Here is a 26,837-nt window from a genome sequence, read left to right as displayed (position 1 = left end):
ACCCAAGTAGCTCTCACTACAAAAGCAAAAGGCCCGGGCTGATATCAGCCCGGGCCTTTTTTATTAAGCGACTACATCCACCTGAGTGTATGAGCCATCATCATCAAGAACAACTTTGATTGTATCGGTTTGGCTAATGTTATCGAGGTGAGCAATCTTCGACCAGTTCTCACCATTGGCAGTTCCATCCACATCAACCAGCACGTCGCTTCCAGAACCATTTTCCTGAATTTTCACGTACTGCCCAGCTTCAGCAGCATCAACCTCATCATCCCCGAAGGCTTTGTTCAGAAGTGCAGAGATATCCAGTCGATCGACTGTAAGATCTACTTCACCTTGCGCAGTTCCATCAAAGTCTGTGATCGTATCGAAACTGCCGTCCAGAACATCAAAGATGAAGGTATCCAAGTCATCTTCACTTCCACTAGTCATCCGATCATAACCAGCACCACCATTGAAGGTATCCGAGTAGTTGCGATGGCTTACAGGATGCCAATCATCGCCAATCAGGAGATCATTGCCCTCACCACCAGACATATCGTTATGCCAGTTACCTTGCCCTTCAATTCTGTCATTTTGATCTGTACCATTCAGGCGATAATGCCATCCTGGATTCTTGTCAGGATCACTTTCATAGAACCTATTCTGTGAGAACGCAGGCTCGTTATAGTCGACAAAGATCGTGCTTGGATTCTCTGTATTCTCAGTCACATTGATCGTTGTAGTAGCAACATCACTCTCGTCTGAACCATTGCTGACAACCATTTCGATTGTTCTCACTGGATCGTTTGATGAGGTGTTGAACTCGATAGCCTTGATCGCTGCAACATATGCTTCATGGCTTGCATCACCTGAAAGGGTCAGAACCAGATTTCCACCCACAACAGCTGTCGTAGCGGAAATACCAGCGTAAGCACCCTGAGGAATGTAGCTAAGAGCATCACCCTGCTGATAGTTCTTCAGTGTGATGACAGCACTGGAGAGCTGATTATTGGCAGCGTTGTTGTCTCCATCAGAAACGGCAACAACATCACCGATAACTACCCCTGCCCCCCCAAGCTTGAAGTTCGTCGTATAGTCAGTTTCAGGCACATTCTCATGACCTTCAATAACAACATTGAAAATGCGAGCGTAGTCACCAGCTTCAAAATCTTCAGAGACAAACTTCAAGATTGTTTCTGATGGCACATACCCTGGCACGTCATTCAACAAATCAATTACAAAATCAGATGGAGACTGCTGTTTGGAAGCTAGATCAGTAGAGTATGTCTTCGTAACACCACTCTCATCTTCCCACTCCAACACAATCAGCAAATTATCTCCAGCATCATGAAGAACATGATCGGCATGAATAATCAGCTTTGCGTCAGTCATGTCAGAAAGATCAACAGATCTTGAAATCTCACCATCACCTTTAATCACGAGATGATAGTTAAGCAGATTGTCCCCTAAGTCTTGGTAGTTAGATACGATCTTTCCATTGTAATTTGTCGAACTGTCATCGTCGCCAACTTCATGCCAAGAACCGTCCAACCATAACCGGCTACCATCACTACCCGAGTAGCCTCCTGGTTGACCATTATTGTTGTCAGGACCTTTGAAATCATCTGCAACTGAGAAGGCAACATTCTTACTAGAAAGAGAAAGTGAAAGCTCAGCAGCCTGATCAGTCACTGACACAGAGATATCTTCACTGACTTCTTCGTGGCCGTCACTTACGACAATGTTGAAGTCATACTCTTGGTCTGTCCCCACATCTAGCGGGTTCTCAAAATCAGGTGCGGCTTTGAAGTAAACTTCATTACCTCTGATTTCGAAGAGATGAGCATCATCTCCACTCAGTGAGTATGTGAGCGCATCACCGTCAACATCAGCTGCGCTGAATTTTGCAACCGGACCTGTTCCGTTTTCGTCAAACTTGGACTGCACATCTGTAACAGTTAGTTCAGGATGATCATTCACCGGTGTAACTTCAACAGTCACCGTAATCACTTCTGAACGATCGCCATCAGCATCCTCAATGACGTAGCTGAAGCTATCAGAACCATTAAAGTTTTCGTGTGGTGAAGTGTACTGCACCGTTCCATCTGGATTGACAGTTACAGTACCTTTTTGAGCAGTCTCCCCATCGTTCTCAAGGAGGATCGTTGCTGCCTTATCAGCACCAACTTCGTCATTTGCCAGTACGTCAATCTTGAAGGACACGTCCTCCTCACCGCTGGCATTATCTGCAGCACCGGTCGGAACATCATCAACGATGTTGACGGTGAAATCACCAGAAACACCATCACCATCGCTATCCGTAGCAACAAAATCAAAGGTAAGCGAGAGGTCTTCGGCTTCTGAGCCTTCGTGATCTAACTGTCCGAGCAACTCAAATGTGTAAGCACCGGAACCATCACTAGACAACGTGACCGTGAAGACCGCATCATCAGTATCTGTAGCATTCTGAGGCACCACATCGGTGTATCCAATCAGAACAGCGCCGAATGACTTAAGGAAGACAGGTGAACCAGCGGACTTCAGATCAGTGTTTTCATCAGTTTTGGCTACTGTCCCATCAAGACTATCCGCAAAAGTTACAGCTCTGGCATTTGTGCCACTGGTTGCATCATCAGCACCCCACTTAATGTGAAGTTCATCGCTCGCAACAGCAGAGCCGCCTGCAATGTCAGCTTCATCAACAATAGGCCCGACTTTATGGAGCTGGATGTTATCCAGATATGTGCCAAGGCCGTTGTTCTGGCCAGGAGTAGTCAGCTCGATAAACTCGAGGCGATCTCCACCTGCCTGACCTGTGCCGACAACAGTAATTGTGAAGTTTGACCAGTCAGTGCTGTCTGTCGAATAGACACCATCGCCAACTTCAACACCGTTCCACAGCACTCTCACATCACTGCCCGGATCATTGTTAATGCGGTCAGCAAGGTCAAACGACAACTCATACTGCGTGTTCGCCTCTGTGCTGATGTTCTGATAGATGCCGTCTACTTTATTCGAGTTAGCTCCATCCTTGTCCAGCTCTAGATACTGGCCTCCGTCAGAAGATGGACTGAAGCTGTTGGAATGGATCTCAAACTTAGTGCCGTTGGTAGACATCCAGCCAGACATTGTGTCGACAGCTTTATGCCCTTTAGAACCGATATCAGGATCCTCAAAGGAGCCATTTATTACAAGGTTCTGGCCATAGACGCCGTCGTCAAGCACTGGGCTGTCATCGTCAACCGTCACAGTGAAGTTTGAAGACGCTGTGTCTCCATCACTGTCTTTCGCGACAAAGTTGAAAGTCAGATCAATATCATTCTCATCATCACCCGCTGGATGATCAAGGTTGCCCTTCAAATCAAAGCTGTAAGAGCCTGTGCCCTCATCTGAAAGAGTAACAACGAAAACAACTTCGCTAGAACCAGCCTTCGTCGCTGTAAGAACAGTATCACCCTGGCTAAGGGTATAGACGAGAGATACACCATCAGAGCTCAGCCCTGCTGGCAACACCGAGTTGGATGCAAATGTGACAGAGCGATCACCGGCGCCACCAGCATCACTGTTGGCATTGTCAGCACCCCAGCTGATGTCGAGCGCAACATCGTCAACCATTGTCTCAGTCGCAGCTGCATCACCAGGAGCGTCGTCCTTATTACCAGCTGCCAGACCATCTTCATCAACAACACTATCAGCAGGTGCACCAATCACCGGCATGTCATCATCGACAGTGACAATGAAACTGGAAGAAGCGGTATCCCCATCACCATCAGTCGCAACAAACTCAAATGACAGATTGATATCATTCTCATCAGCACCGGCTGAATGATCAAGGTTGCCCTTCAAGTCAAAGCTGTAAGAGCCAGTACCCTCATCTGAAAGAGTAACTACGAAAACAACTTCGCTAGAACCAGCCTTCGTCGCTGTTAGGACAGTGTCACCCTGACTAAGAGTATAGACGAGAGGCACACCATCAGAAGCCAACCCTGCTGGCAGAACTGAGTTAGAAGCAAATGTGATAGTGCGGACACCATCATCTGCACCCCAGTTGATATCAAGAGAGACATCACTTACTGAAGCTGAAGTTGCTGCTGCATCTCCGCTGGCGCTGTCTTTGTTACCGTCGAGCAGTCCATCCTCATCAACGGTGCTGGCCAATGGCGATCCGATCTCAAGCAGATCATCATTTACAACAACCCTGAAGCTGCCAGATGCAGTATCACCATCACTGTCTTTCGCGGTAAAGCTGAAGTCCAGCAGTAGGTCTTCTTCAGACCCAGCAACATCGTGATCAAGATTACCAATAAGCGTGAAGGTGTAAGAGCCTGCATCTGCATCAGACAAAGTCACTGTAAAGACTTCGTCTCCACCAGGGCCTTTCAATGCCTTAAGCGTGGTTCCATCCGCACTGAACTCATAGACCAGTTGAACGCCGTCAGAACTCAAGCCACTTGGAGGATTGGTGCTCGATGTATCGAAGACAACGGACCTGTCACCAACACCACCAGTGTTGGTGTTCGCATCATCAGCGCCCCACAAGATGCCAAGAGAATCCGTTGCAACAACTGGCGCAGCTCCACCAAGTTCAGCCTCATCAACATACCCTGCTGTTTTGTAAAGCTGGATGTTATCAAGGTACGTCCCAAGTCCATTGTTTTGGCTTGAACCTGAAACCTCAACAAACTCAAGGCGATCACCGCCATCCTGACCAGTACCAACAACGTTAACTGAGATGTTTGTCCAGTCGGTACTATCAGTCGAGTAAACACCAACTTCTACACCATTCCAAAGGACACGCACTTCACTGCTTGGACCATTGTCAGAACGATCCGCCAGACTGAACAGCAGCTCATACTGAGCATCTGCTTCTGTTACGATGTTCTGATAGATGCCATCAACAGCACCACCTGCATCCATATCCAGCTCTAGATACTGCTCACCATCTCTTGGTTGGCTAAAGCTATCAGAATGGATCTCGAATCCAGTCCCATTGGTAGACTGCCATCCATCTATAGAGCTGAAGAAGCTATATGAGGAACCAATATCAGGCTGCTCAAAAGAACCATTTACAACGAGGTTCTTTTCATAAGCGTTGTAATCGACGTAAGGAACATCATCGATGATCTGGATTGTGAACTTACCATTCAGATTGACGCGATCGCCATCACCATCAACAGCGTCGATGACACTTCCAAAATCAATCAGCAGCTCTCCGCTGTGTTCGTTCTCCAGATGGCCAGCAACATGATCAAGCTGATCAAACAGTTTGAAGACCACATCACCATTGTCAGACGTCAACTCAAGTGAGAACACCGGATGATCATTAGCAAAACTGTACTCTGTGTCTCCCGTAGTTTCGAGATATCCAACCAGCTTACTGCCAATCACCACATAAGACAGTTTTCCACCACCTGATTTCAGGTCCATGCCCTCAAGTGTAGAAACAGCGTCATCAGCAATAACAAACGTGCCCCCGTCATTACCAAAATCAACGAGATTGCTAATGTTTTCGGTCACATAAGCAGGGCCTTTGACGTCATTGGCACCCGTAGTCGAACCATCGCCATTGCCATCATTTGGTTGGTTACCCGGCACACCAGATCTGTCACCGACAATATCGTCTTCATCTGCTTTCGCAGAGACTGTATCACCCGTGAGAACAACTTCATCATCCTGAACCGAGATTACAGCTGTTGCTGTCGACGTATCTCCATCACCATCAGTGACAGTAAAGCGCAGACGCAGGTCGATGCTATCGTCGCTACCAGCTTCACCTGTATCTGGATGGTCAAAGCCGAGTATCTGAGTAAACTCATAGGATCCATCAGGCTGAACAACCACCGTAAAGGCAGAGCTACCACTCGTTTCGGTCGTACCTTCAAGTGTGATGATGCCACTCGCATCCGTAGTGCTGGAAAGAACAATCTTCTCACCACCCACAGTCAGGAAATCGCCACGCTGCCCTTGAGGCTCTTCCATGTCATAGCGGCGGACATAGCCCTGAGAATTGCGGAAGTGAGCGCCAGTAACCGTCGCACCATCAGCACCTTCTTCAAACTGCAATTGGCCAGAGACGACAGTTCCAAGATCAGTGGCCTCATCCACCACAATCTGAGAGCCAGAGCGAATGGCATCGGGCTCATCATCATGGAAAATGATCTTGTCGCCAATCACAGTAGTTGCTGTGTCTGTATCACCATCACCATCTGTGATGGTCAGACGAGCAACGATCAGATCACCAAGATCAAGACTGTCGTCATGCCCCGGCTGAGTATGCTCAAGTGAAGCATATTGAACCACACTGACCGTTCCATTGTCATCGATGGAAACAGCAAAGATTACAGCCGCATCACCGTCACCCGCACGACCAACAATCAGATCACCCTCTGTGTAAAGGTTGATCTGAACACCTTCAGTCGTCTGCAATCCGGAGTTCAGACCTTCAGCAGAAATTTCCAGAGAAACGGCAACATCACTAACACCGTCAGCCCCTCCAAAGATCTCAGCATCCAGAACACCCTGCTGCTGGCCAAAGATCGTCTCCATATCCGGATCAACAGCAGCGTCAACCTCAACTGCAGCAAACAATGCACGAATATCAGAATCCGGAGCCGCAGCAACTTCATCATACTGCTCACCGCTTGTCTCATCCAGCTCAACAGTTTCACCGGTGGTGAAAAACTCCTCAATATGTGGTCCGTCATCGTCGAAGGTCAGCAAATGCCCGACAGAAATCTCCGTTGAAACTTCATCACCATCTTCATCAGTAACCGTCAGGATTGCAGTGACTTTTCCATCAAGAGACACATGTTCATCGGAAGAGTCGGTATCCGGATGTTTAATGGACATGTATTGAACCATTGAAACATTGCCGTTCTGATGCAGGTGGATCGCAAACGCTGCCTCTCCACTTGGAACACGGCCAACAATCTGGCCGTCTTCCAGAGTAAGCGTAATCTTTTCACCTTCTGTCGTGGTCAAACCAGACGTAGCATCATCAATGCGGAACACGAGTTCATGGCTGCCACGCTCATCAGCACCAACATGTCTATGGAAGTCCAGAACATCATTGCGCGCGTAGATCGGGCCACTCAGGTCTGGGTCACTGCCTATGCTATCAACGTCTTTGAATGTGTTAAAGCCGAACCAAGGCGGAATATTATCGCTATGAGGCCCTTCAGTCTCATCGATGCGAATATGATCATCCACCCAGATATGTGGTTCTGGAACATCATCAACAACGGTCACATTCAGCTTGCCGTCCAGATCAACGGTATCCCCGTCCCCGTCTGTCGCAACAATCACGGAACCGAAGTCGATGGCATCAATCGTGGAACCATCACTGAGCTGAAGCGCAGTATTCTCACCATGACCGGTAACGTGATCCAACTGGTCCGCCTGCAACACAGCAAACTCACCAGTTTCACTGTTCAGGATCAAACCAATAACCGGACGGCCATCAGCAATGCCGACCATCAGTGTAAGCTTGGCATTCAGCTGAACACTCTGGAACTCAACGGTATCTCCATCTGAGGTCAGTCCCAGATCTGTCAGCTGTTGTTCTGCATCACCTGCAAAGGTGAAGGAACCTGAACCAGCATCTCCATCAGCTCCAAAGTCGACAACACCCTGTAAACTACCAGTATTAATCGCAGAACCGGTCCAGAAGTCAGTCCAGTTGCCGTCACCCTCAATCCCCCAATAATCAGGGCTGGTGCCGGTAGACAGAGGCGTATCGATATCATCTTCATCAATGGTGACATCCCGCTGCTGATTGGTTACACGCGGACCGTCGTCATCAAATGTCAGCAAGCCACCAACAGCAATCTCAGTTGAAACAGCATCACCATCTTCATCTGTAACCGTCAGGATCGCGGTGACTTTTCCATCAAGCGATACGTGCTCATCGGAAGAGTCGGTATCCGGATGCTCAATGGACATGTACTGAACCATTGAGACCTTTCCGTTCTGATGCAGGTGGATCGCAAACGCAGCCTCTCCACTTGGAACACGGCCAACAATCTGACCATCTTCCAGAGTAAGCGTAATCGCTTCACCTTCTGTCGTGGTCAAACCAGACGCAGCATCATCAATGCGGAATACGAGCTCATGGCTGCCACGCTCATCAGCTCCAACATGTCTATGGAAGTCCAGAACATCATTGCGCGCGTAGATCGGCCCACTCAGGTCTGGGTCACTACCTTTATCATCAATGTCTTTAAACAGCTTGCGAATACGCCACTTCGCAGGAACGTTGTCGCTGTGATCACCTTCAGTCTCATCAATGCGGATATGATCATCCACCCAGATGTGAGGCTCAGGAATATCATCAACGACAGTCACATCCAGCTTGCCACCCAGTTCGACGGTATCCCCGTCTCCATCCCTGGCAACAATCACAGAACCAAAGTCAATGGCATCAATCGTGGTGCCATCACTGAGCCGCAATGCAGTGTTCTCACCATTACCTGCAACATGATCCAGCTGATCCGCCTGTAACACGGCAAACTCACTAGTTTCACTATTCAGTGCTAGACCAATAACAGGACGACCATTCGCGACACCAAGCATCAGAGTGATATTTGGTGTCAGCTGAAGACTGTCAAACTGAATGCTATCTCCGTCAGAGGTCAGACCAAGACTGGTCAGCTGCTGCGTGGCATCATTGACGAATGTGAACGAGCTAGCGCCCGCATCCCCATCTGCACCAAAATTAACAACACCTTGCAGATCGCCGAATGAGATTGCTGCACCAGTCCAGAACTCAGTCAGGCTCTCATCGCCTTCAAAGCCCCAGTAATCAGGGCTGGTACCAGTAGAGAAGATGGTATCGATATCATCTTCATCAACAGTAACGCCCTGCTCTTCACCTGTCAGGCTTGGACCATCATCATCAACAATCACAGTGAAGCTTGAGCTTGCAGTGTCGCCGTCGCTATCGGTTGCAACAAAATCGAAAGTCAGGTTGATGTCATCTTCAGTGTTGGCAATTGAGTGATCCAGAGGGCCCATGAGCTCAAAGCTGTAAGTACCTGCAGCGTCATCGGACAAAATCACTTTGAAGACGGCTTCACCACCATCACCTTTGGTCGCGGTCAACTCAGTACCGTCATCGCTGAGGGAGTAGACCAGAGCAACACCCTCGGAGGTCAGTCCTTGTGGCGCCTCAGGAGTTCCGGCAAACTTAACAGAGCGATCACCAATGCCGCCCTGCTCGCTGTCTGCATCATCAGCACCCCAATCAATATCGAGAGATGCTGTTATCGTATTGGAGGTTGCCGGCGCATCGCCATCAGCATTGTCGTTGTTGTTGCCGATATCAGGAATACCATCTTCATCAACGGTACCGGTGGTTGGCTCACCAATTTCTGGCAGGTCGTCAGCAACGTTCACGATCAGGAACGAGTCTGCTGAATCACCATCCGCATCAAAAGCCTGGAAACCAAATTCAAGTGCCAGAATGTCTTTCACATCTGCTTCCAGATGATCTAGATTACCGCGCAGCGTAAAGGTGTACGCCCCCGTCTCGGTAAACGTGTTGAGCAGAACCTCGAAAACAACTTCACCATTCGGCAGCTTAGCTGTCAGCAACTGGCTTCCATCGCCAATTTCATTGGCAGCATCCGCAGTCAAGTCCTGCACTTCATAGGAAAGAGGCTGCCCGTCAGCTGTTAGGCTCAAAGGGTTGCCTGCACGATCAACCGGTACACCATTGTCCAGCTGGAACTGCAAAGAACGCTCAGCAACACCATCAAGACCGAAATCAACGTTCAGATTACCTGTAAAGGAAAGCGGTCCTTTACCAGCATCTGCCCAGTCAGTCTCATCAAGAGCACCAACTTCTGCAATACCGGCAACAGGAACATCATCCACGTCCTGCTCAGGGTCATCATTGGCCGCAGCTGCACCTGCATTGTCTTCTGGCCTCAGCAGATCATTAACATTCAGCCCTGGCCCCAGTGGCCCACCGTCAGGGTTGTCGTCAAAGTCCTGACCGGAACTTCCTGGCTCTTCCAGCTGATCAGCAATCGGCGTGCCATCACCTGCAGCGGTCTGCAGAGTATCAACTGGCAGAATTTCAACCAGAGCCCCAAACTCTTCGATGGTCAGTGCCTGGTTTTCACTCAGGATCAGAGAAGCGTCGGTCTGGTCACCAGTAAAGAACCCTTCAACAAGCAGTGTTCCCCCACCAGAGAACAGGATCTGCAGGCTTTCGCCATATCGGAAGAGACTGACAGGCACCTCCAGCATCTGGCTGAAGTCGACCAGCTGACCTGGCTGCCGAACGAGAACCTCAGAGCTTCCTTCTGCAACAACGCCAATCTTCAGCGTTTGCGGAGGAATCGTAGCTTGGGAGGTGTTGGTGGCTGTGTTCGTGGAAGACGCTTGACGCTCTGACATAGTAGCAAACCCGACGCATAAACAGTTTTAATAAAATTTTAGCAATTGCGCCGATAATTTTGCCAATCCTGATAAAAGTCAAATCATTTCCTTAAGGAAATTTTAACATCGTTAATTCCGTCACAGTACGGCAACACCCTGAAATCGCGCGTTTCTGCGACCAAGGTTTTAATTTGATTAAATTTTATTGAGTATTTTACTTTTTGTTAAACACCGCTCCCTATACAGGGTGGCGAAGTTATTAACGGGATATGGTGCTTTTTGAGAGCTGATTGGCAGGAGAAAGGGCTTCCCGAACAAAAAAAGAGCGCGTTCTTTGCCCCTTGTAACGCGCTCAAAAAATAGGTTTTGTAAACTGGATTCGCGGTTCTAGTTAAACGCGCGGGTCATTGCAGCAAGAGATGTATACTTGGTCTTTTGCGGGAGCTGCTTGCCACTACCGGCAACATGCACCCATTTATAGTTTTTAGTGTCTTGCTTAAGTGCGACACGACCAAAGCGATTATCCAGCACGTACTCCCCTCCTTTATAGGAGAGATTGAGGATCGCGTGGTACTGGCCAATTTTGGTATCATATACCGCAACCACTTTCATATCTTCCGCCGGAATACCAAGCTCTCTCAAGGTCCAGTACTTCAGGACAGCATAATCCTCGCAATCCCCCCGGCGCTGGCTCAGCGTTTCTATCGGAGAAGCCCAGTAGTCGCTTTGCCCCCACACTTGCTGATCACTCTTGTAACTGATCAGCGCGTTAATTCCGCGATTAACGTAGGAAAGCTGCTTGTGACGAGGAAGCTTGCGAGCTGACTTAATAAGATTGCCCCAGGTGTTCAGCACGCTGACTTCACATTTCTCGCTGCTTTTCAAACACTTGGAAGAGCTCGTGATACTATCCATCTGACTGGTAATAATACTCCAGCGCATATCGATAGTAGTTCCTGCAGCAGAGCGAACTACACTTTGAAGCTTGCTGGCAGGCTTATCAAGAACAGCATCAGCCCCATGAGCAGAAGCCGTTTCGATAGCAGGAAGCTCAGGCTTAGCCATTGGCACAGGCATGCGAGCTTTGGCCAGAACCACCGGTTGAGGGGTAGAAACAGAAGCGAGATCCGTTGGAAAATAAGGGGTTTGCGGCTCCAGTGCAGCAGCCGCAGTAACAAACTGAGAAAGTCCAAGCGCAACACCGGCAAATCCGAGAACTGCAGCTTTGTAGACACAATAATCCTTCGTTGCCGCACGGTGTCTGCCGGCGGCCCAAAACCTATTACAAAACATCCTGACGCCCCTTGTCAGGCGCTCGAAATTACCTTTCGCGGAGTGCTTCCGAACGCACTTTGTTTATAGGTTTAAGGATGTAATCCAACACCGTTTTAAAACCGGTTAAAACGTCTACTGAGGCCACCATTCCTGGAATTATTGGTAAAGGATCCGTTTCCGTCCCAAGATAGTTTTTATCTGTTCTGACGTTCACTTTAAAAAATCGATTTCCCTGCTCGTCCTTGGTGGAGTCCGCAGCGATCCTTTCCAGCTTGCCTTTCAGACCACCATAAATGGAATAGTCATAGGCAGTGATTTTGACCGTAACCTCTTGACCTGGCCTAAGAAATGCCACGTCTTGAGGACTGATCTGCGCTTCAATCAGAAGCGTATCTTCCAGCGGAACAATCTCAACCAGAGGCTCTCCAGGCTGCACGACAGCCCCGATTGTGGATATATTCAATTGATTAACCACACCGTAGACAGGCGCCTCAAGATCGGTCCGCTGAACCTTATCGCGAGCAGCTTTAATGCTCTCATTTATTACCGCCAGCTCAGCACGTGCTGCAGCTAGTTCCTGACGGGCCTTGGCATGAAACACAGTCTGCGCATTGGCAATACGTTCTTCCGCCTCCTGCCCCGCTGAAGTCACACGCCGGATAGAAGCATTCAGCACTTCCAAACTGCCCTGAGCCTCGTCCAGCTGGCGCTTAAGACGCAGGAACTCAATCTCTGGAAGCACCTTGCGCTTAAAGAGCCGCTCGTTAATTTCAACTTCACGCGCCAGCGTTTCGGTCGTCACAGTCGTTTTGCGCTGTTCCGCCAGAAGCTCTTCCAGCTCCTGCTCCCGCTGCAAACGCTGATTTTTGAGCAAAGAAATCTCACTCGCCAACTGTTGTTTGCGGGCTAGATAAACCTGCTCTTCTTCAAAGCTATGGCCCGGCGCATTGTTTCTAAGCTCCTCAGAAAGCTCCAGAGGTGCATTGTTGGCCTCCGCCATCAACCTTTCTGCACGCGCCAAAAGGCTCCACTGACGCTGCTGAAGCTCACCAAGCTGCGAGGAAAAGCCTGTATCATCCACGCGCACCACGATATCGCCCTTCTGGACGATCTGCCCTTCTTCCACGAGTAGAGATTTCACGATCCCTTTCTCCGGCGCTTGAACGATTTGGATCTGGCTGGATGGCACAACACGCCCTTCACCACGTGTTACTTCTTCAAGCTCAGCTTGAGATGCCCAGACGATACCGGCAATCAGCGCAACAAAAACAATCAGAATAACGCGTGTTGCTGCCCGTGGTGGGCGCGTCTGCAGGCTGGCGCGGATATCGGTCGCATAATCCCAGTTTTTCATCTTACACGCCCTCTGCACTGCGCTGACGTTGCTCTTGTCGCGTCGTCCCAAGTGTACGTAGCTTTTCAATCACAAGATCCCGTGGACCATCCGCCACCAACTGGCCCTTATCCAGCGCAATCAAACGGTCTGTCAGCTGCAGCAAGGACGTCCGGTGCGTGCTGATAATCATGGTCGTGTCTGGTGAGTTGTATTCTCTCAAGCGTTCCAGAAGACGGCGCTCAGAGGCCGTATCCAGATGGCTGGACGGCTCATCGAGGAACAAAAGACGTGGTTGACGCAGCAACATTCTGGCCAGCGCAACACTTTGCTTCTGTCCACCAGAAAGCAGCCGACCACCCTCACCCACTTGCATATCAAAGCCATGCGGATGGGTCGCAACAAAATCCTCAACACCGGCAATGTGAGCTGCACGATAGATATCTTCATTAGACGCCTGAGGACGCCCGACAACAATGTTCTCCCTCAGACTGCCGCTGAACAGCACGTTATCCTGAGACAGGAACCCGACTCCGTCACGAAGATCAGCCGGATCGTACTGGCGGGTATCAATCTGATCGACGAGGATTGCCCCGTCGGATGGCGTATAGAGCCCTGCCAGCAAGCGACCAACAGTCGATTTACCAGCACCAACACGGCCAATCAGTCCAATCGTCTCACCTGGCCTGATCTCAAAGCTCACATCACGCAGTGAGTCTTCAGCCGCTTCCGGATAACGGAAGGAAACGTTCTGGAAGGAAACTGCACCGGAAGTGATCCGGCTGTTTACATACGTCCGGTTAGGCCTGCGTTCAGCTGGCAGATCCATCAACCCAGACAACATCTTGTAGGAATGCATGGTCTGGCGCAGGCGCGTCAACGTACCCGCAATGGAGGACAGCGGCGCAAGCACACGACCAGAAAGCATCATCGCTGCGATCAGGCCACCCATATTTACAGTGCCCTCATTAACCAGATAAACGCCCCAGACAACGATACAGATAGAAACCAACGCCTGCGCAAAGCCAGTAAGCGACTGCGCCAATGTGGACCAGTAGCGCCCTTTAAGAATGGCAGCAGCACTGGAGGCAACGGAGCGCTCCCACTTGATTTGCATGGAGCTTTCAGCATTGAGCGCACGAATGGTATCGATATTCGCGATACTCTCCACCAGCACCGAATGGCGCATAGCGCTTTCCTTGGTCGCTTGATCAACGGATCCGGCAAGCGCAGGCTGCACCAGCAGATTAATCAGAACAACAACCGGAACCGCAGCAAGCGGCACATAAGCAATCGGCCCAACAATGATGAACAGCACCATCACAAACAAACCGATGAAACACATGTCAATCAGAGCAACCAATGAGGAGGACGTGAAGAACTCACGAACAGTCTCAAACTCTTTGATATGGTTGGCAAACTGACCGGTTGATCCTGGACGGTTCTCCAGATCCAATCCAAGAGCATGGGAGAAAATCCGAGAGGCAATAGCAAGGTCTGCCTGCTTACCCGTCATGTTAATGATTGAGCTGCGCGCAGTCTTTAAAACTCCATCAAACACCAGTGCCAGCACAACCCCAGCAGCAAGCGCCCACAGTGTTGGAACAGCAAAGTTTGGCAAAACCCGATCATACACGTTCATGATAAAGAGCGGAGACGCCAGTGCCAGACTGTTGATCACCAGCGCCGCAATCGCAACGTGAATGTAATCCTTCCAAAAACCCGCGATAACACCCCAGAACCAATGCCCGTCTCGCCCGGAGCCCATACCACTGTTCTCAGAGGTCATGTTCACCGGTTTGAAGAAGATCGCGTGGCCGCTGTAGAGCTTCTCCAGGGCCGCAATAGAAAGGATCTGCTGTTCCTCAGGCTTCTCGGCATCCACGATGGACGCATGCCCGGTACTTTCATTCAGCTCTTTCAAAATACGAAGACTGCCGTCCTCAAACACAAGGATCGCAGGAAGCGAGACTGCCGGAATGGTGGCTGTTTTCTTATTGACGACCAACGCCCGCATCCCGCAGTTGGATGCTGCACGCTCAACCAGCTTGATAGAAAGCCGCTGACCATCGTATGGCAACCCTGCAAGGATGACCGAAGCCGTTGCATAGTTGCCGTAACTTCTGGCGATGTACTTGATCGCTTCAATCAGCGGATCTTTGACGCTCACTTCAGCTGAGTTTTCAGTCTCGACAGTCATTACAATCTCATCATTCCTAACGACAAAAGGGAGCCGCAAAGGCTCCCTTCCTGAAGAAAATTTCGGCTATGCGTGCAGGTTACACCATTAACGAAGTGGTTCAATCTGGAAACCTGCTGCCTGAGGGAAGACTGAAGTATTCCCGCGGCGATCAGCTCTTGCCTCAGCTGGTGGCGTGATGTCGAACATCGCCAGCAGATTACCAGTGGTACCCTGTAGCTGGTAGGTAGAGAACTTGAGGATGTACTCAGCTGAAATCAGATCGATACGGCTGTTAAACAACGCATTTTCTGCGTTCAGCACGTCCAGCAAAGAACGCTGTCCGATGTTGTATTCCTGACGGTATCCGCTCACAACGCGCTGGTTTGCAGAAACAGTCTGGCGCAGTGCAGAGATACGCTCGCGGGTTGTCTGAACAGACGCCCATGCCTGCTCAACAGCCTCATCGGTTTCACGGCGCATACGGTCTACACGAGCCTGAGCTTCAGCAAGCTGCTCAACAGCACGACCACGCATCGCGCTGTCATAGCCACCGTTGTAAAGGTTCCACTTCAGACGCACCATGATGCGGTAGTCATCACTGCGGCCTTCATAACCATTCAGATCATCACCAAAATTAGCTGAACCGTTCAAAGTAACGCGTGGCATGAAAGAAGAGCTGCTCTGCTCAAGCGCAAAACCAGCAGCGTCTGTATCTGCCTCAGCAGAAAGGATCAGCGGGTTGCTCTGACGAGACATGGCAAGCGCAGAAGAAAGGCTCTTAGCAGCAGCAGAGTTTGCGGCAGAAACAGCCATCAGATTATTTGGAGCAACACCAACCACGCGGCGATACTTCGCCATCGCATCCAGCAAAGATTTGCGGACGCTTGCAGTGATCATACGGGTAGCAGCTACACGTTCCTGAACCTGAGCAAGGTCAGCAGCGCCGGTTTCACCGCCGTCGTAACGCTCTTTAACTTCACGTGCGAGCCGCTGGTGAAGAGCGGTGTTCTCTTTAGATCTGTTGAGGATCTTCTGGTGACGCACAACGTCGATGTAAGCTTCAACGGCATCAAGTGCGATCGCTTCAGAACGCTCCAGCACGCGCAGAGCAGCACCATCAACGCGGGCGCTTTGACGGTAGATCTCATTTACAGAGCCAAAGCCATCAAACAGCAGCTGTTCAGCTTCTATGCTAACCTGCTTGGCAGCACGCCACTGTTCCGTTGTGTTGGACTGTGCTCTGCGAAGGCGTTCAGCACCAAAGGATGCGTTCACGCTCAGCTTTGGCATGAAGGCGCTTTGCGAAGCGCGCAGTTCCTGATCACGCGCTCTTCTGTTTGCTGCAGACTCTACAATGTCCGGATTTGTGAGAACGGCGGTTTCAACGGCATCTCTTAAAGACGCGGAATGAGCAGACGTTACCCCCAACGCGCACATCAAAAGTGCAACAGAAGTACCTCGAAAAAGCATTGCCCTACACCCCAATGACTTTTCCACGAACGGCGTTTACCTCAACCAACCAAAGACAATGACATTTCATCTTCACATCGCCCCTGATTTTCCGCCCATGGGAAAAACAAAAAGAAAATCTAAGAGAGTAAAATCACGTGTTGAGATTTTTATCAATATATTTTTTCACATCACAAATGATACCCTTAAATTTAAAGAGAACCCTTGAATATATGCAACACTCAGCACAGCAAACTTATAGAAAACAGCAAGAATACTTAAATAGAGACCCAACACACCCAGAACGCATTACAGCGTTCCTTGAAAAACATATCTATTAGAACTCATCTAGGAAGAAATAGAGTCACCTCTACTCATCCTCGATATAGTACTGAGGAAAATTAGAAAGATAAAATTTTAGAGATATTCATTCCCAGTCGCTAAAATACCACCTGTCATTGAATTTTATTTACGCTACTGGAACCTAAGAAATCCAACAGTTCCCACAAATTAACCATAAGACAGAAAACCGAATACTGATTCTTTTAATTTCCATCGCGGTGAAGCCCTCCACCTCCCCCTTATTTCTCAAGGAACAAGCAAAGAAAAAGGCGGATGCCTGTGGCACCCGCCTTGAATTGATCAGCTCGCTAATTCCGGAACACTTAGTTCAGCAGCAGGTCTGGTACGAAGAGCGCCAACTGCGGGATGAAAGTGGTCAGGATCAGCGTTGGCAGCCACGCGAAGAAGATGAACATCAACGTCGGCTTCAGCATCTTATCGACGGAGGTGTCTGTCACCTTAGACCCCAGATACAGCAGTGGTGCGGTTGGCGGTGTAATGTTCGCCATCCCCAGGTTCACACCCAGAACAGCTGCAAAGTGGATCGGGTCCATACCTACGCCCTGCACGATTGGCAGCAGCAGAGGTGTTGAGAGCAGAATACCAGAGATGTCATCCATCAGCATACCGATGATGATCATCACCAGGTTCACCATCAGCAGGATCATGATCGGATCTTCAGAAACGGAGTAGACGAACTCCTCTGCAATTGCAGGAATGTCTTCAAAGATCAGGAAGCGGCTGACGATCAGAACCATGAAGATCATCGCCATCACCACACCAATGGTAATGCCGGAGCTCAGCACAGTCTCGCGGAAGGTCTTCCAAGTCAGGCCTCGGTAGACGTAGATCGCAACAGGGATCGCGTAGATCACAGCCACACCAGCAGCTTCTGTTGGCGTCATCACACCACCGTAGATACCACCAAGGATGATGACCGGCATCATCAGCGCAGGAAACGCTTTCAGGCCGCGTTTCTTGAACTCGAAGTTGAAGTTCTCAGGACGCTCTTCCAGCTTGATGTCTTTGTACTTGCGCAGCATGATCTGGTTCACCACGATCAGCAGAGTGATCAGGATCAGACCCGGAATAACCGTAGACAGGAACGCGCGCAGCACGGACTGCTGAGCAACCCAGGCATAAAGAATGTGAGAAGCACTCGGCGGGATCAGCAGACCCAGCGGCGCTGCACTTACGATCAGCGCAGCAGACTGGCCTTGCGGATAGTTCGCCTTGCGCAGGTGCGGCATCATGATGCCACCAATACAGGTCAGCGTCGCGTTCGCACTGCCGGAGATAGAACCAAACACGCCGGAAGCCAGAACAGTTGCCGCAGACAGGCCGCCTTTGATGTGCCCGATAAACAGCTCAGCAAGTGCCACGAGAGGCGCAGCGATACGGCCCTTCTCCATGATACCGCCAGCCATGATGAACAGCGGAATAGCCAGCAGCACCACATTGTTCATCTTCCAGTGACCAGTTGGCAGATAACCTGCCACATCGTGACCGCCCATATAGGCGAGGAAAATCAGAATTGCGCCAAACGCCAGATGCACGCTGACACCAAGCAGCAGCAGGCCGCAAAGAATGGCGATAGAACCTACAATAATCATTGCGCAGCCCCTTGTGCTTTTACTTGTTCTTCTTCAGGGTCAACACTCTCCGCGATCTCACGCGGTTCACGCTCTGGCCATTTAGGACCGTTTCTGAGCAGCAGGTAGAAGTGCAGCACAGCAAACAGGGTCATAAACAGGAAGCCGAGGAAAATGCCGAGACGCGGCACGAAGAATGGGATCTTCAGCGCAACAGTAGTCTGCCAGATTGGATAGGAAGCGACCTCTTCCTGAAGCATCAGGAAGCCCCAATACGTCACAGCGGACAGCACACCAATCTCGATGATTTCAACTGCAACCTCACGCCACCAGATGATGCGTGGGTTTTTGATAAGAAAGCCAAGCACGTCTGCGTTCACGTGCTCTTTGCGTGCCGAGGCGACAGCAGCAGCCATGAAGAACATCCAGAAACTGATGGTCATCAGCCATTCTTCATAGGCGAATAGGTTACCACCAAAGCCATAACGGACGATCACCACCATAAAGAATGTGAGCGCCATGATTACACCGCCTGCTGTAATCATGAGGTTCATCAATTTAATGACGCCGTTCAGCGGTTTAGCCACTGGTCTTGGAAGTTCGCTTGTCAGAATACTCATCTGATATGCCCTTCGTTATAAAAACAAAAAACTCATAGAAAAGGCCGACGCAGGGTATGCGTCGGCCTCGAAGAGAAGGGCTTATTTGAAGTCTTTCTTCAGACGGTCAATGGTGTCCTGACCAACAACTTCAGCCATTGCAGGCCAAACCTGCTCACGAACACGCTCAGCCAGAGCCTGTTCCTGTTCTGGGGTGAAGCTCAGGATTTCATAACCGGAGTCTACGAGTTTCTGCTTGAAGTTCGCATCGTTCTCTTTGTTGAACTGGAAGTACTGCTTGGAAGCTTTGTCAAACGCAGCTTTCACAACAGCTTTCTGCTCGTCGTTCATCTTGTTCCAGGTTTTCATGGAACCGTAGAAAGAGTTGATTTCAGAGATCGCGTTGTACTCTACGAAGTACTTACCAACGTTGGATTTTGCGAAGATGGTGTAAGCAGCCTGCTTGGTGCAGCACAGGGTACCATCAACAATACCGGACTGCATTGCTGGGAACATGTCACCCCAAGCCATGGTGGTGGTGTTGTAGCCCAGTGTTTCAGCCATGTCTTTAACAACAGCAGAAGACCAAACGCGGATGTTCATGCCTTTGTCGCCAAAGCCAGCGTAGTCTTCAGGCTTCTTGTTCGCAACAACGCCAACAAAACCTTCTGGGTTGTGGTTGAACAGCTTCAGGCCGAGTTTTTCAAGACGCTCGTTGATGATCTTGTTGTACTCGGACTCTGGGTTCAACATCACGTTTTCCAGATCATCCCAGCTGGTAAACAGGTAAGGCATGGACATGATGTCGAGCACTGGGTCTTTGTGGGAGTAGATGAACGCCATCACAAAGTCCACGTTACCGCGGATGGTATCTTCAACCAGAGACTCACCGGAACCGAGCTGGCTTGCAGGGAAGACAGAAACTTTCAGTCCAACATCTGCAGCCTCAATTTCCTTTTCGATCTGCTTCAGCATTTTAGTGCCTTCGTGATCGACAGGAACCGTACCAGCAATTTTCAAACGCAGGTCAGCTGCGTAAACTGAAGAAGCCAGTGTCAAAGCAACTGCGCTTGCTGCACCTACGCTCAGAACGCGACGGAAACCCTTTGATACAGATTTAAGGCTAGGTTTGTTCATTCTTGTCTCCCTAATAACCATCCAGATATGCATCTATTGCTTATCATTGGCTCCCGGATGGCCGATTACGCCTCTCGCGACACGACGATTTGCACCGGACCGGATCGCTTAAGATTTTTTAGATTGCTACAGCTCAGGGGCCGCGACCGAAAACATCTTTCATTGTTCTTGATGAGTGATGTCCTCGTAAGTGCTTGTCCCCTTTTGCCCGAATAGATGCGAAGAACTGGCAATAAAGCGCAGTGCGTTTCGCATGCATACTTTTACTAACTCGGGAAACATACTAGATATAATTCAAATGATCCATATTTTTTTCACTATTGACCATTTGTCACCTTATGAACTAGTCATATCTACTGAATTTGAAGAAATTTTGGGCGGAAAGCTCTTCAAATTATAGGGTTTTAGGCAAACCAAATGGCAGCAGCAATTTTCTGCATGAAAAAAAGACACTGATATATCAAATTTATATCGGTTCAAAATCGAGAGGAACATCGCAATTGCAGAAGCGCTCCACACAAAAAACGATAATTCAGAGCGACTGATACATTTGATCCATTTGGGTCGAAATTTTTGAAACAATGATTCGTTTGGGAGGGGAAACTATGACGAAAAGCTATCAGGAGACGATCGATCAACTCACGAAGGCCTATCCGAACTTAAGCAAGCAGCTCAAGAAGAGCGCGGCTTATGTGCTGGAGTATCCAAGTGACGTTGCAACACTCTCCATGCGTCAGGTCGCAGCCCGTGCGGAAGTCCCTCCCCCAACAATGAACCGGCTCGCAAAGTCATTGGAGTTCGACACCTACAACGCGATGCGCGATGTCTATCGCGGCGGGTTTGAGGATTTCTCCTCCAACTACCCGTCCCGCGCAGGTGAACTTCAGGCCACACACGGCACGTCTGACATTGAAGCCTCACTACAAAGCTTCAAAAGCGCTGCCATCGGCAACCTGAAACACCTCTTTGACACCATCGATCGCGACCACCTGCAGCAGATCATCTCGTCGCTAGCAACCGCGCGAAACGTGGTTGTCGTAGGCATGCACGCCTCTCATTCACTGGCGAACTATCTCCATTACGTCGCCTCCATGTGCTTTCGCAACTGGCGCCTTATCAATCGCAGAAACGGCGAGATCGCAGATCAGGTCGAGTACATCAATGCCGACGACGTGGTCGTTGCAATCTCCCTGAACCCGTGCGCCGCAGACACCGTGCTCGTGGCAAAGCGAGCCTATGAAGTGGGCGCAAAAGTCATCGGGATCACCGATACCCGCACCTCACCACTTGCCACCTATTCAACCGACCTCCTGCTCACACCAGTCCAGAGCCCGCATTTCTTTGAAAGCTACGTTGCAACAGCAGCCCTGCTTGAAATGATCCTCGGCTTTCTGGTGGCAGACAGCGGACAGGTCGTTATCGATAACATCACAAGGCTGGAACGTTGCCGCAATGAACTCGGCGAATACTGGCCAGACCAATAAGCCAATAAGAACTCGGAATACTATATGACAAAGCTCAGTCTCCTTGCCGGACAGATCAACATCCCTGCGATGACAACAGCAGAGGAAAGAGATGCGCATCTGCGCGTCGTGACCGCCAAGTTGCATCAGCAACTCACCGCAAAACCGCATGATCTGGTTGTTTTGCCTGAGCTTTCCACCGTCGACTACTCCAGAGCAGCCTTTGCCGAACTGAGTGTACTGGCGGAAGACCTGAATGGTCCATCCGTCAAAGCATTCGGCGCACTAGCAAAAGAACACAACACCACCATCGTCTTTGGCATGCCGCGCAAGTCACAGGATCACTTCAAGATCTCTCAGGTTGCCGTTGGACCTGATGGCTCTGTGATCGGTTACTACGACAAGCTCCACATCTGCCAGTATGGTGCCTCCATGGAGAAAGAGTATTTCGAGAAAGGTGATCACCTCTTCTCCTTCTCCGTAAAGGGTGTGAAAGTCGCACCAATCATCTGCTACGACATCCGCATTCCAGAGTTGAGCCGCACTCTGGCCCTGCAGCATGGCGTAGATCTCATCCTGCACAGCGGCGCTTATGCCCGTGATGAAAGCTTCTTCAGCTGGCACGATTTTGTGGTCACCAGAGCTCTGGAGAGCCAAATCTTCTTCCTCAGCCTCAACCGCGCTGGCGAGAACTTTGGCAACTCCACCTTCTGCCCACCATGGACAGACGAGAACACACCACGTGTCTCCTTCCCGCAGACAGACGAGCATTTTGCAAGCATCGAGCTGGACACAGCAACGCTGGATCAGGTGCGCGAAGATTACACCTTCCGCAAAGACCTGCTGAAGGACTACGCCAGGTTGCAGCATCAGGAACCTGAGCTCCTCAACCAATAGCTATCTCTGCTCCCGCAAGTTTTCCCTCTAGTATCACCCGCAAGAATGCGAAGCACAGCGATTTCCTTTGAATTTCAGTTGATTGGAAATCGCACTCAAGGGCTCGCAGCACTACATTTTTCTGGAGGGGAAACACACTATGACAGATCTGCCAAGTCTCACCGATGCAACTCTGACGCTTGAAAACCGCGTCGCGACATTGACCATGAACCGTCACGACCTGCGCAACGCTCTGACGGGATCAGCCCTCATTGACGACATAGTTGCAACTGCGGAGTGGGTGAACACCTGCCCCGATGTCTCTGTCCTCCTCCTCACCGGAGCAGGATCTGCTTTCTCCTCCGGTGGCAACATCAAGGACATGGCCGAGCGCGGCGGCGACTTTGCTGGCAATGTTGCTGAGGTTGAAAATCACTACCGCCGTGGCATCCAGCGCATCCCGCTCGCTCTGCAAAACGTGGAAGTGCCCATCATCGCCGCCATCAATGGCCCAGCCATCGGTGCTGGCTTTGATCTTGCCAACATGTGCGACATTCGTCTGGCCTCCACCAAAGCCAAGTTCGGCGAAACCTTCCTCAATCTCGGCATCATTCCAGGCGACGGCGGCGCATGGTTCATGCAGCGTCTGATCGGCTACCAGCGCGCAGCTGAACTCACACTGTCAGGCCGTGTTATCAATGCCGAGCAAGCCAAAGAATATGGCCTCGTACTGGATGTCTATGAGCCAGAAGAACTGATGAATGAGGCCAACAAAATGGCCATGCAGTTCGCCTCTCAGCCACCAAAGGCCACCCGTCTTACCAAGCGCCTCCTGAAGATGGCCCAGCGTACCGAGCTCAAAGACTTCCTCGATCTCTCCGCCTGTTTCCAGGGCATGAGCCACAATGAGCCTGAGCATCTGGAAGCCGTGCATGCCTTCATGGCAAAGATGAAGTAAGCAAACAAAAAACGCTGCACGCGCTCGGAAGTATCCGGCAGCGTGCAGCGCTTAATTCTAAAAAACCCAATAGCTTACTGCGCAGGCCTGCGAATGGAAGGTTCGGCTTCAACCACCAGCGGATTGAGCCCCTCTCCGCCATCCTTCACAATATCAAACAGCTGCAACCGCATCCGCGGCTCCCAGAAATCATTGATGTGATTGGCAATGCCTTCAACGGCTTCATCATGCGGTTTATGCTTGAAGAAGCTTGCGATCTGGTTTGCCATGTAGGTGAGCTTTTCTGGCGCCATGCTCCAGCTCTCCTCCCTTTTAAATCTTTGTTCCTATGAGCATGGACTGCATAAGCGCCAGATAAATCACCAGCACCCATACAGCCCAGCGTCGGCCCGTTTATTCAGCAGCCTCAATCCGCCGTGAACGCGCGGCATGCTCCTGATACTCTTCCTGCCAGTCTGTCTGACCGTTAGAAAGAGAAACCTGAACCGCTGTCACCTTGTACTCTGGACAGTTGGTAGCCCAGTCAGAATAATCGGTGGTCACCACGTTGGCCTGTGTCGTTGGATGGTGGAACGTGGTGTACACAACACCCGTCGACACACGGTCCGTCACATTCGCCCGCAAGCTGGTTTCACCGGAACGGCTCATAAGCTTGATCCAGTCTCCATCCTTGATACCGCGCAGTTCAGCATCATGCGGATGGATCTCAAGCAGATCCTCTTCATGCCAAACCACGTTGTCCGTACGCCGTGTCTGTGCACCCACATTGTACTGGCTCAGGATACGGCCAGTGGTCAGCAGAAGCGGGAAACGAGGTCCGGTTCGCTCATCTGTCGCCACATAGTCGGTACGAATGAAACGGCCCTTACCACGAACAAACCCATCAAGGTGCATCGTTGGCGTGCCTTCCGGCTTCGCTTCGTTACACGGCCATTGAACAGATCCCTTCTCTTCAAGAAGGTCATAAGTCACATTGGCAAAGCTTGGAGTGGTCGCCGCAATCTCTTCCATAATTTGTGAAGGATGAGTGTAGGTCCAGTTCGCACCCATGGCATTGGCCAGCAGCTGCGTAACTTCCCAGTCAGCATAGCCATTGCGCGGTGCCATCACCTTACGCACCCGGTTGATCCGGCGCTCAGCGTTTGTGAACGTGCCATCTTTCTCAAGGAAAGTGGAACCCGGCAGGAACACATGCGCATAGTTCGCGGTCTCATTCAAAAACAGGTCATGAACAATCACGCATTCCATGGCCGCAAGACCAGCCGCAACATGCTTGGTGTCCGGATCCGACTGCAGGATATCTTCCCCCTGCACGTAAAGGCCCTTGAACGTGCCCTCAACAGCCGCATCCAGCATATTCGGAATACGCAGACCCGGCTCGTCGGAGATGGTCACGCCCCACTGCTTTTCATAGATATCGCGAACATCAGCGTTCTTCACATGGCGATAGCCTGGCAGCTCGTGCGGGAAAGATCCCATATCACAGGAACCCTGCACGTTGTTCTGACCGCGCAGCGGGTTAACCCCAACGCCCTTCTTACCAATGTTACCAGTCAGCATCGCAAGGTTGGCAATACCGATCACAGTGGTGGAACCCTGACTGTGCTCTGTCACACCAAGGCCGTAATAGATCGCTCCATTACCACCACGCGCATAAAGCCGTGCCGCGCCGCGCACTTCCTCAGCAGGAACGCCGGTCAGCAGCTCAACCGCTTCTGGACTGTTGGCAGGGTCAGAAACGAACTCAACGTAGTCCTGAAACTCATCCCACTCACAACGCTCTTGAATGAAGGATTCATCAAACAGGCCCTCAGTCACAATCACATGCGCCAATGCTGTCACAATGGCAACGTTTGTGCCCGGACGCAGTGCCAGATGATGCGAGGCTTTGATATGCGGAGACTTCACCAGATCAGTCCGGCGAGGATCAATCACGATCAGCTTGGCGCCCTGACGCAAACGCTTCTTCAGGCGAGAGCCAAACACCGGGTGTCCGTCAGTCGGATTCGCCCCGATCACCATCACCACGTCGGAGTGCTCAACACTGTCAAAGTCCTGCGTTCCCGCAGATGTGCCAAAGGTCTGCCCCAAACCATAACCGGTTGGAGAGTGACAAACGCGTGCACAGGTGTCTGTGTTGTTGTTCTCAAACACCGCACGGGTCAGCTTCTGAACCAGGTACGTCTCTTCATTGGTACAGCGAGAAGACGTGATCACCCCAACAGCCTCTTTGCCGTACTGCTTCTGAATGCCCTTCATCTTGGTCGCTGCAAAGCTCAGCGCCTCATCCCAGGAAACTTCCCGCCAAGGCTGATCAATGCTGTCACGAACCATCGGGTTCAAAATACGGTCCTGGTGGGCGGCATACCCGTAAGCAAAGCGACCCTTCACACAGGAATGACCCCGGTTCGCTTTACCGTCTTTGTACGGCACCATACGCACCAGCTCATCACCACGCATCTCCGCTTTGAACGAGCAGCCAACACCACAATAAGCACAGGTCGTTACAACGGAGCGTTCCGGCTGACCGATATCGATCACGGATTTCTCCTGAAGCGTCCCTGTCGGACAGGCCTGCACACAGGCACCGCAAGACACACATTCAGAATCCAGGAAGCTCTCAGACATGCCCGCGGTCACACGAGAGTCAAAACCGCGCCCGGTAATGGTCAACGCAAACGTGCCTTGTACTTCCTCACAGGCACGTACACAGCGTGAGCAAACAATGCATTTGGCTGGATCATAGGTGAAGTATGGATTGCTCTCATCCTTCGGCTTCCAGCAGGCATTCACCTCACCGCCACCATCACGCATCTTGAAGTGGTTCTGCCCATCCGCTTCATAGCGCACGTCACGCAGACCAACAGCGCCAGCCATATCCTGCAGTTCACAGTCACCATTGGCGGCACAGGTCAGGCAGTCCAGCGGGTGGTCAGAGATGTAAAGCTCCATCACACCGCGGCGCAGGCCTTTCAGACGATCTGTCTGCGTACGAACCTGCATCCCCTCTTCCACCAGCGTGGTACAGGAGGCAGGTGTTCCACGGCGGCCTTCAATCTCCACCAAACACAGACGGCAGGAACCGAATGCATCAACCATATCTGTTGCACAAAGCTTTGGAACCTGAATGCCAGCTTCCATGGAAGCCCGCATCACCGAGGTTCCCTCAGGCACAGTGACATCAAAGCCGTCAACGTTGATGGTGACGTTCTTTTCAGAGGTCGATTGAGGAGTGCCGTAATCTGTTTCTTTAATCAGGGTCATGG

At 50.7% G+C, this 26,837-nt stretch carries 13 protein-coding genes; 3 read left to right on the top strand and 10 right to left on the bottom strand.

The genetic code is table 11. The features are described 5' to 3' along the window. Positions 1-63 precede the first annotated feature (63 nt). The 8 genes from PJE062_RS00235 to dctP form a co-directional block, all read right to left on the bottom strand. A complete protein-coding gene (locus PJE062_RS00235) occupies positions 64-10,383 on the bottom strand; it encodes a DUF5801 repeats-in-toxin domain-containing protein (RefSeq protein WP_008547202.1) in 10,320 nt (3,439 codons plus the stop codon). Positions 10,384-10,752: 369 nt separating this feature from the next. Then, the gene (locus tag PJE062_RS00230; protein WP_008546537.1) at positions 10,753-11,658 is read right to left on the bottom strand and encodes a transglutaminase-like cysteine peptidase; all 906 of its coding nucleotides are present in this window, start codon (positions 11,656-11,658) and stop codon (positions 10,753-10,755) included. Positions 11,659-11,686: 28 nt separating this feature from the next. Next, positions 11,687-12,994 carry an HlyD family type I secretion periplasmic adaptor subunit gene (locus tag PJE062_RS00225; RefSeq protein WP_008546644.1) on the bottom strand — a complete coding sequence of 436 codons (1,308 nt, stop codon included), beginning with the start codon at positions 12,992-12,994 and terminating at the stop codon, positions 11,687-11,689. A gap of 1 nt (position 12,995) precedes the next feature. Continuing rightward, positions 12,996-15,173 carry a type I secretion system permease/ATPase gene (locus PJE062_RS00220; RefSeq protein ID WP_008546590.1) on the bottom strand — a complete coding sequence of 726 codons (2,178 nt, stop codon included), beginning with the start codon at positions 15,171-15,173 and terminating at the stop codon, positions 12,996-12,998. A gap of 87 nt (positions 15,174-15,260) precedes the next feature. Next, positions 15,261-16,625, bottom strand: coding sequence for a TolC family outer membrane protein (locus PJE062_RS00215; protein ID WP_008546901.1), 1,365 nt, complete (start codon positions 16,623-16,625; stop codon positions 15,261-15,263). A 644-nt stretch (positions 16,626-17,269) separates the two neighbouring features. Beyond that, positions 17,270-18,559, bottom strand: coding sequence for a TRAP transporter large permease (locus tag PJE062_RS00210; protein WP_008546510.1), 1,290 nt, complete (start codon positions 18,557-18,559; stop codon positions 17,270-17,272). Beyond that, positions 18,556-19,158, bottom strand: coding sequence for a TRAP transporter small permease (locus PJE062_RS00205; protein WP_008546401.1), 603 nt, complete (start codon positions 19,156-19,158; stop codon positions 18,556-18,558). The genes PJE062_RS00210 and PJE062_RS00205 overlap by 4 nt, the downstream gene beginning before the upstream one ends. Positions 19,159-19,239: 81 nt before the next feature. Further along, a complete protein-coding gene (gene dctP / locus PJE062_RS00200) occupies positions 19,240-20,274 on the bottom strand; it encodes a TRAP transporter substrate-binding protein DctP (protein WP_008546954.1) in 1,035 nt (344 codons plus the stop codon). 605 nt (positions 20,275-20,879) lie between these two features. On the opposite strand from dctP, the gene PJE062_RS00195 reads away from it, so the two are divergent. The 3 genes from PJE062_RS00195 to PJE062_RS00185 all read left to right on the top strand — a co-directional run bounded on the left by PJE062_RS00195 (position 20,880) and on the right by PJE062_RS00185 (position 23,571). Continuing rightward, entirely contained in the window at positions 20,880-21,758 is an 879-nt protein-coding gene (locus tag PJE062_RS00195; RefSeq protein WP_008547237.1) for a MurR/RpiR family transcriptional regulator, read from the top strand. 24 nt (positions 21,759-21,782) lie between these two features. Continuing rightward, entirely contained in the window at positions 21,783-22,634 is an 852-nt protein-coding gene (locus tag PJE062_RS00190; RefSeq protein ID WP_008546443.1) for a carbon-nitrogen hydrolase family protein, read from the top strand. A 139-nt stretch (positions 22,635-22,773) separates the two neighbouring features. Further along, positions 22,774-23,571 carry an enoyl-CoA hydratase-related protein gene (locus PJE062_RS00185; protein WP_008546422.1) on the top strand — a complete coding sequence of 266 codons (798 nt, stop codon included), beginning with the start codon at positions 22,774-22,776 and terminating at the stop codon, positions 23,569-23,571. A gap of 74 nt (positions 23,572-23,645) precedes the next feature. Here the strand turns inward: PJE062_RS00185 and PJE062_RS00180 are convergent, their stop codons facing one another. Together PJE062_RS00180 and fdhF are read right to left on the bottom strand one after the other, a co-directional pair. Next, entirely contained in the window at positions 23,646-23,864 is a 219-nt protein-coding gene (locus PJE062_RS00180; protein WP_008547049.1) for a formate dehydrogenase subunit delta, read from the bottom strand. Positions 23,865-23,964: 100 nt separating this feature from the next. After that, positions 23,965-26,835 (bottom strand): formate dehydrogenase subunit alpha, encoded by a 2,871-nt coding sequence (fdhF, locus tag PJE062_RS00175; RefSeq protein WP_008547242.1) that lies wholly within the window; start codon positions 26,833-26,835, stop codon positions 23,965-23,967. Between the last annotated feature and the right edge of the window lie 2 nt (positions 26,836-26,837).

It is taken from the genome of Pseudovibrio sp. JE062 (genome assembly GCF_000156235.1).
In the GTDB taxonomy this organism is placed as follows: Bacteria; Pseudomonadota; Alphaproteobacteria; order Rhizobiales; family Stappiaceae; genus Pseudovibrio.
Note: the sequence above shows the minus strand (reverse complement) of the source record. Positions and strands in the feature narration are given on the sequence as shown.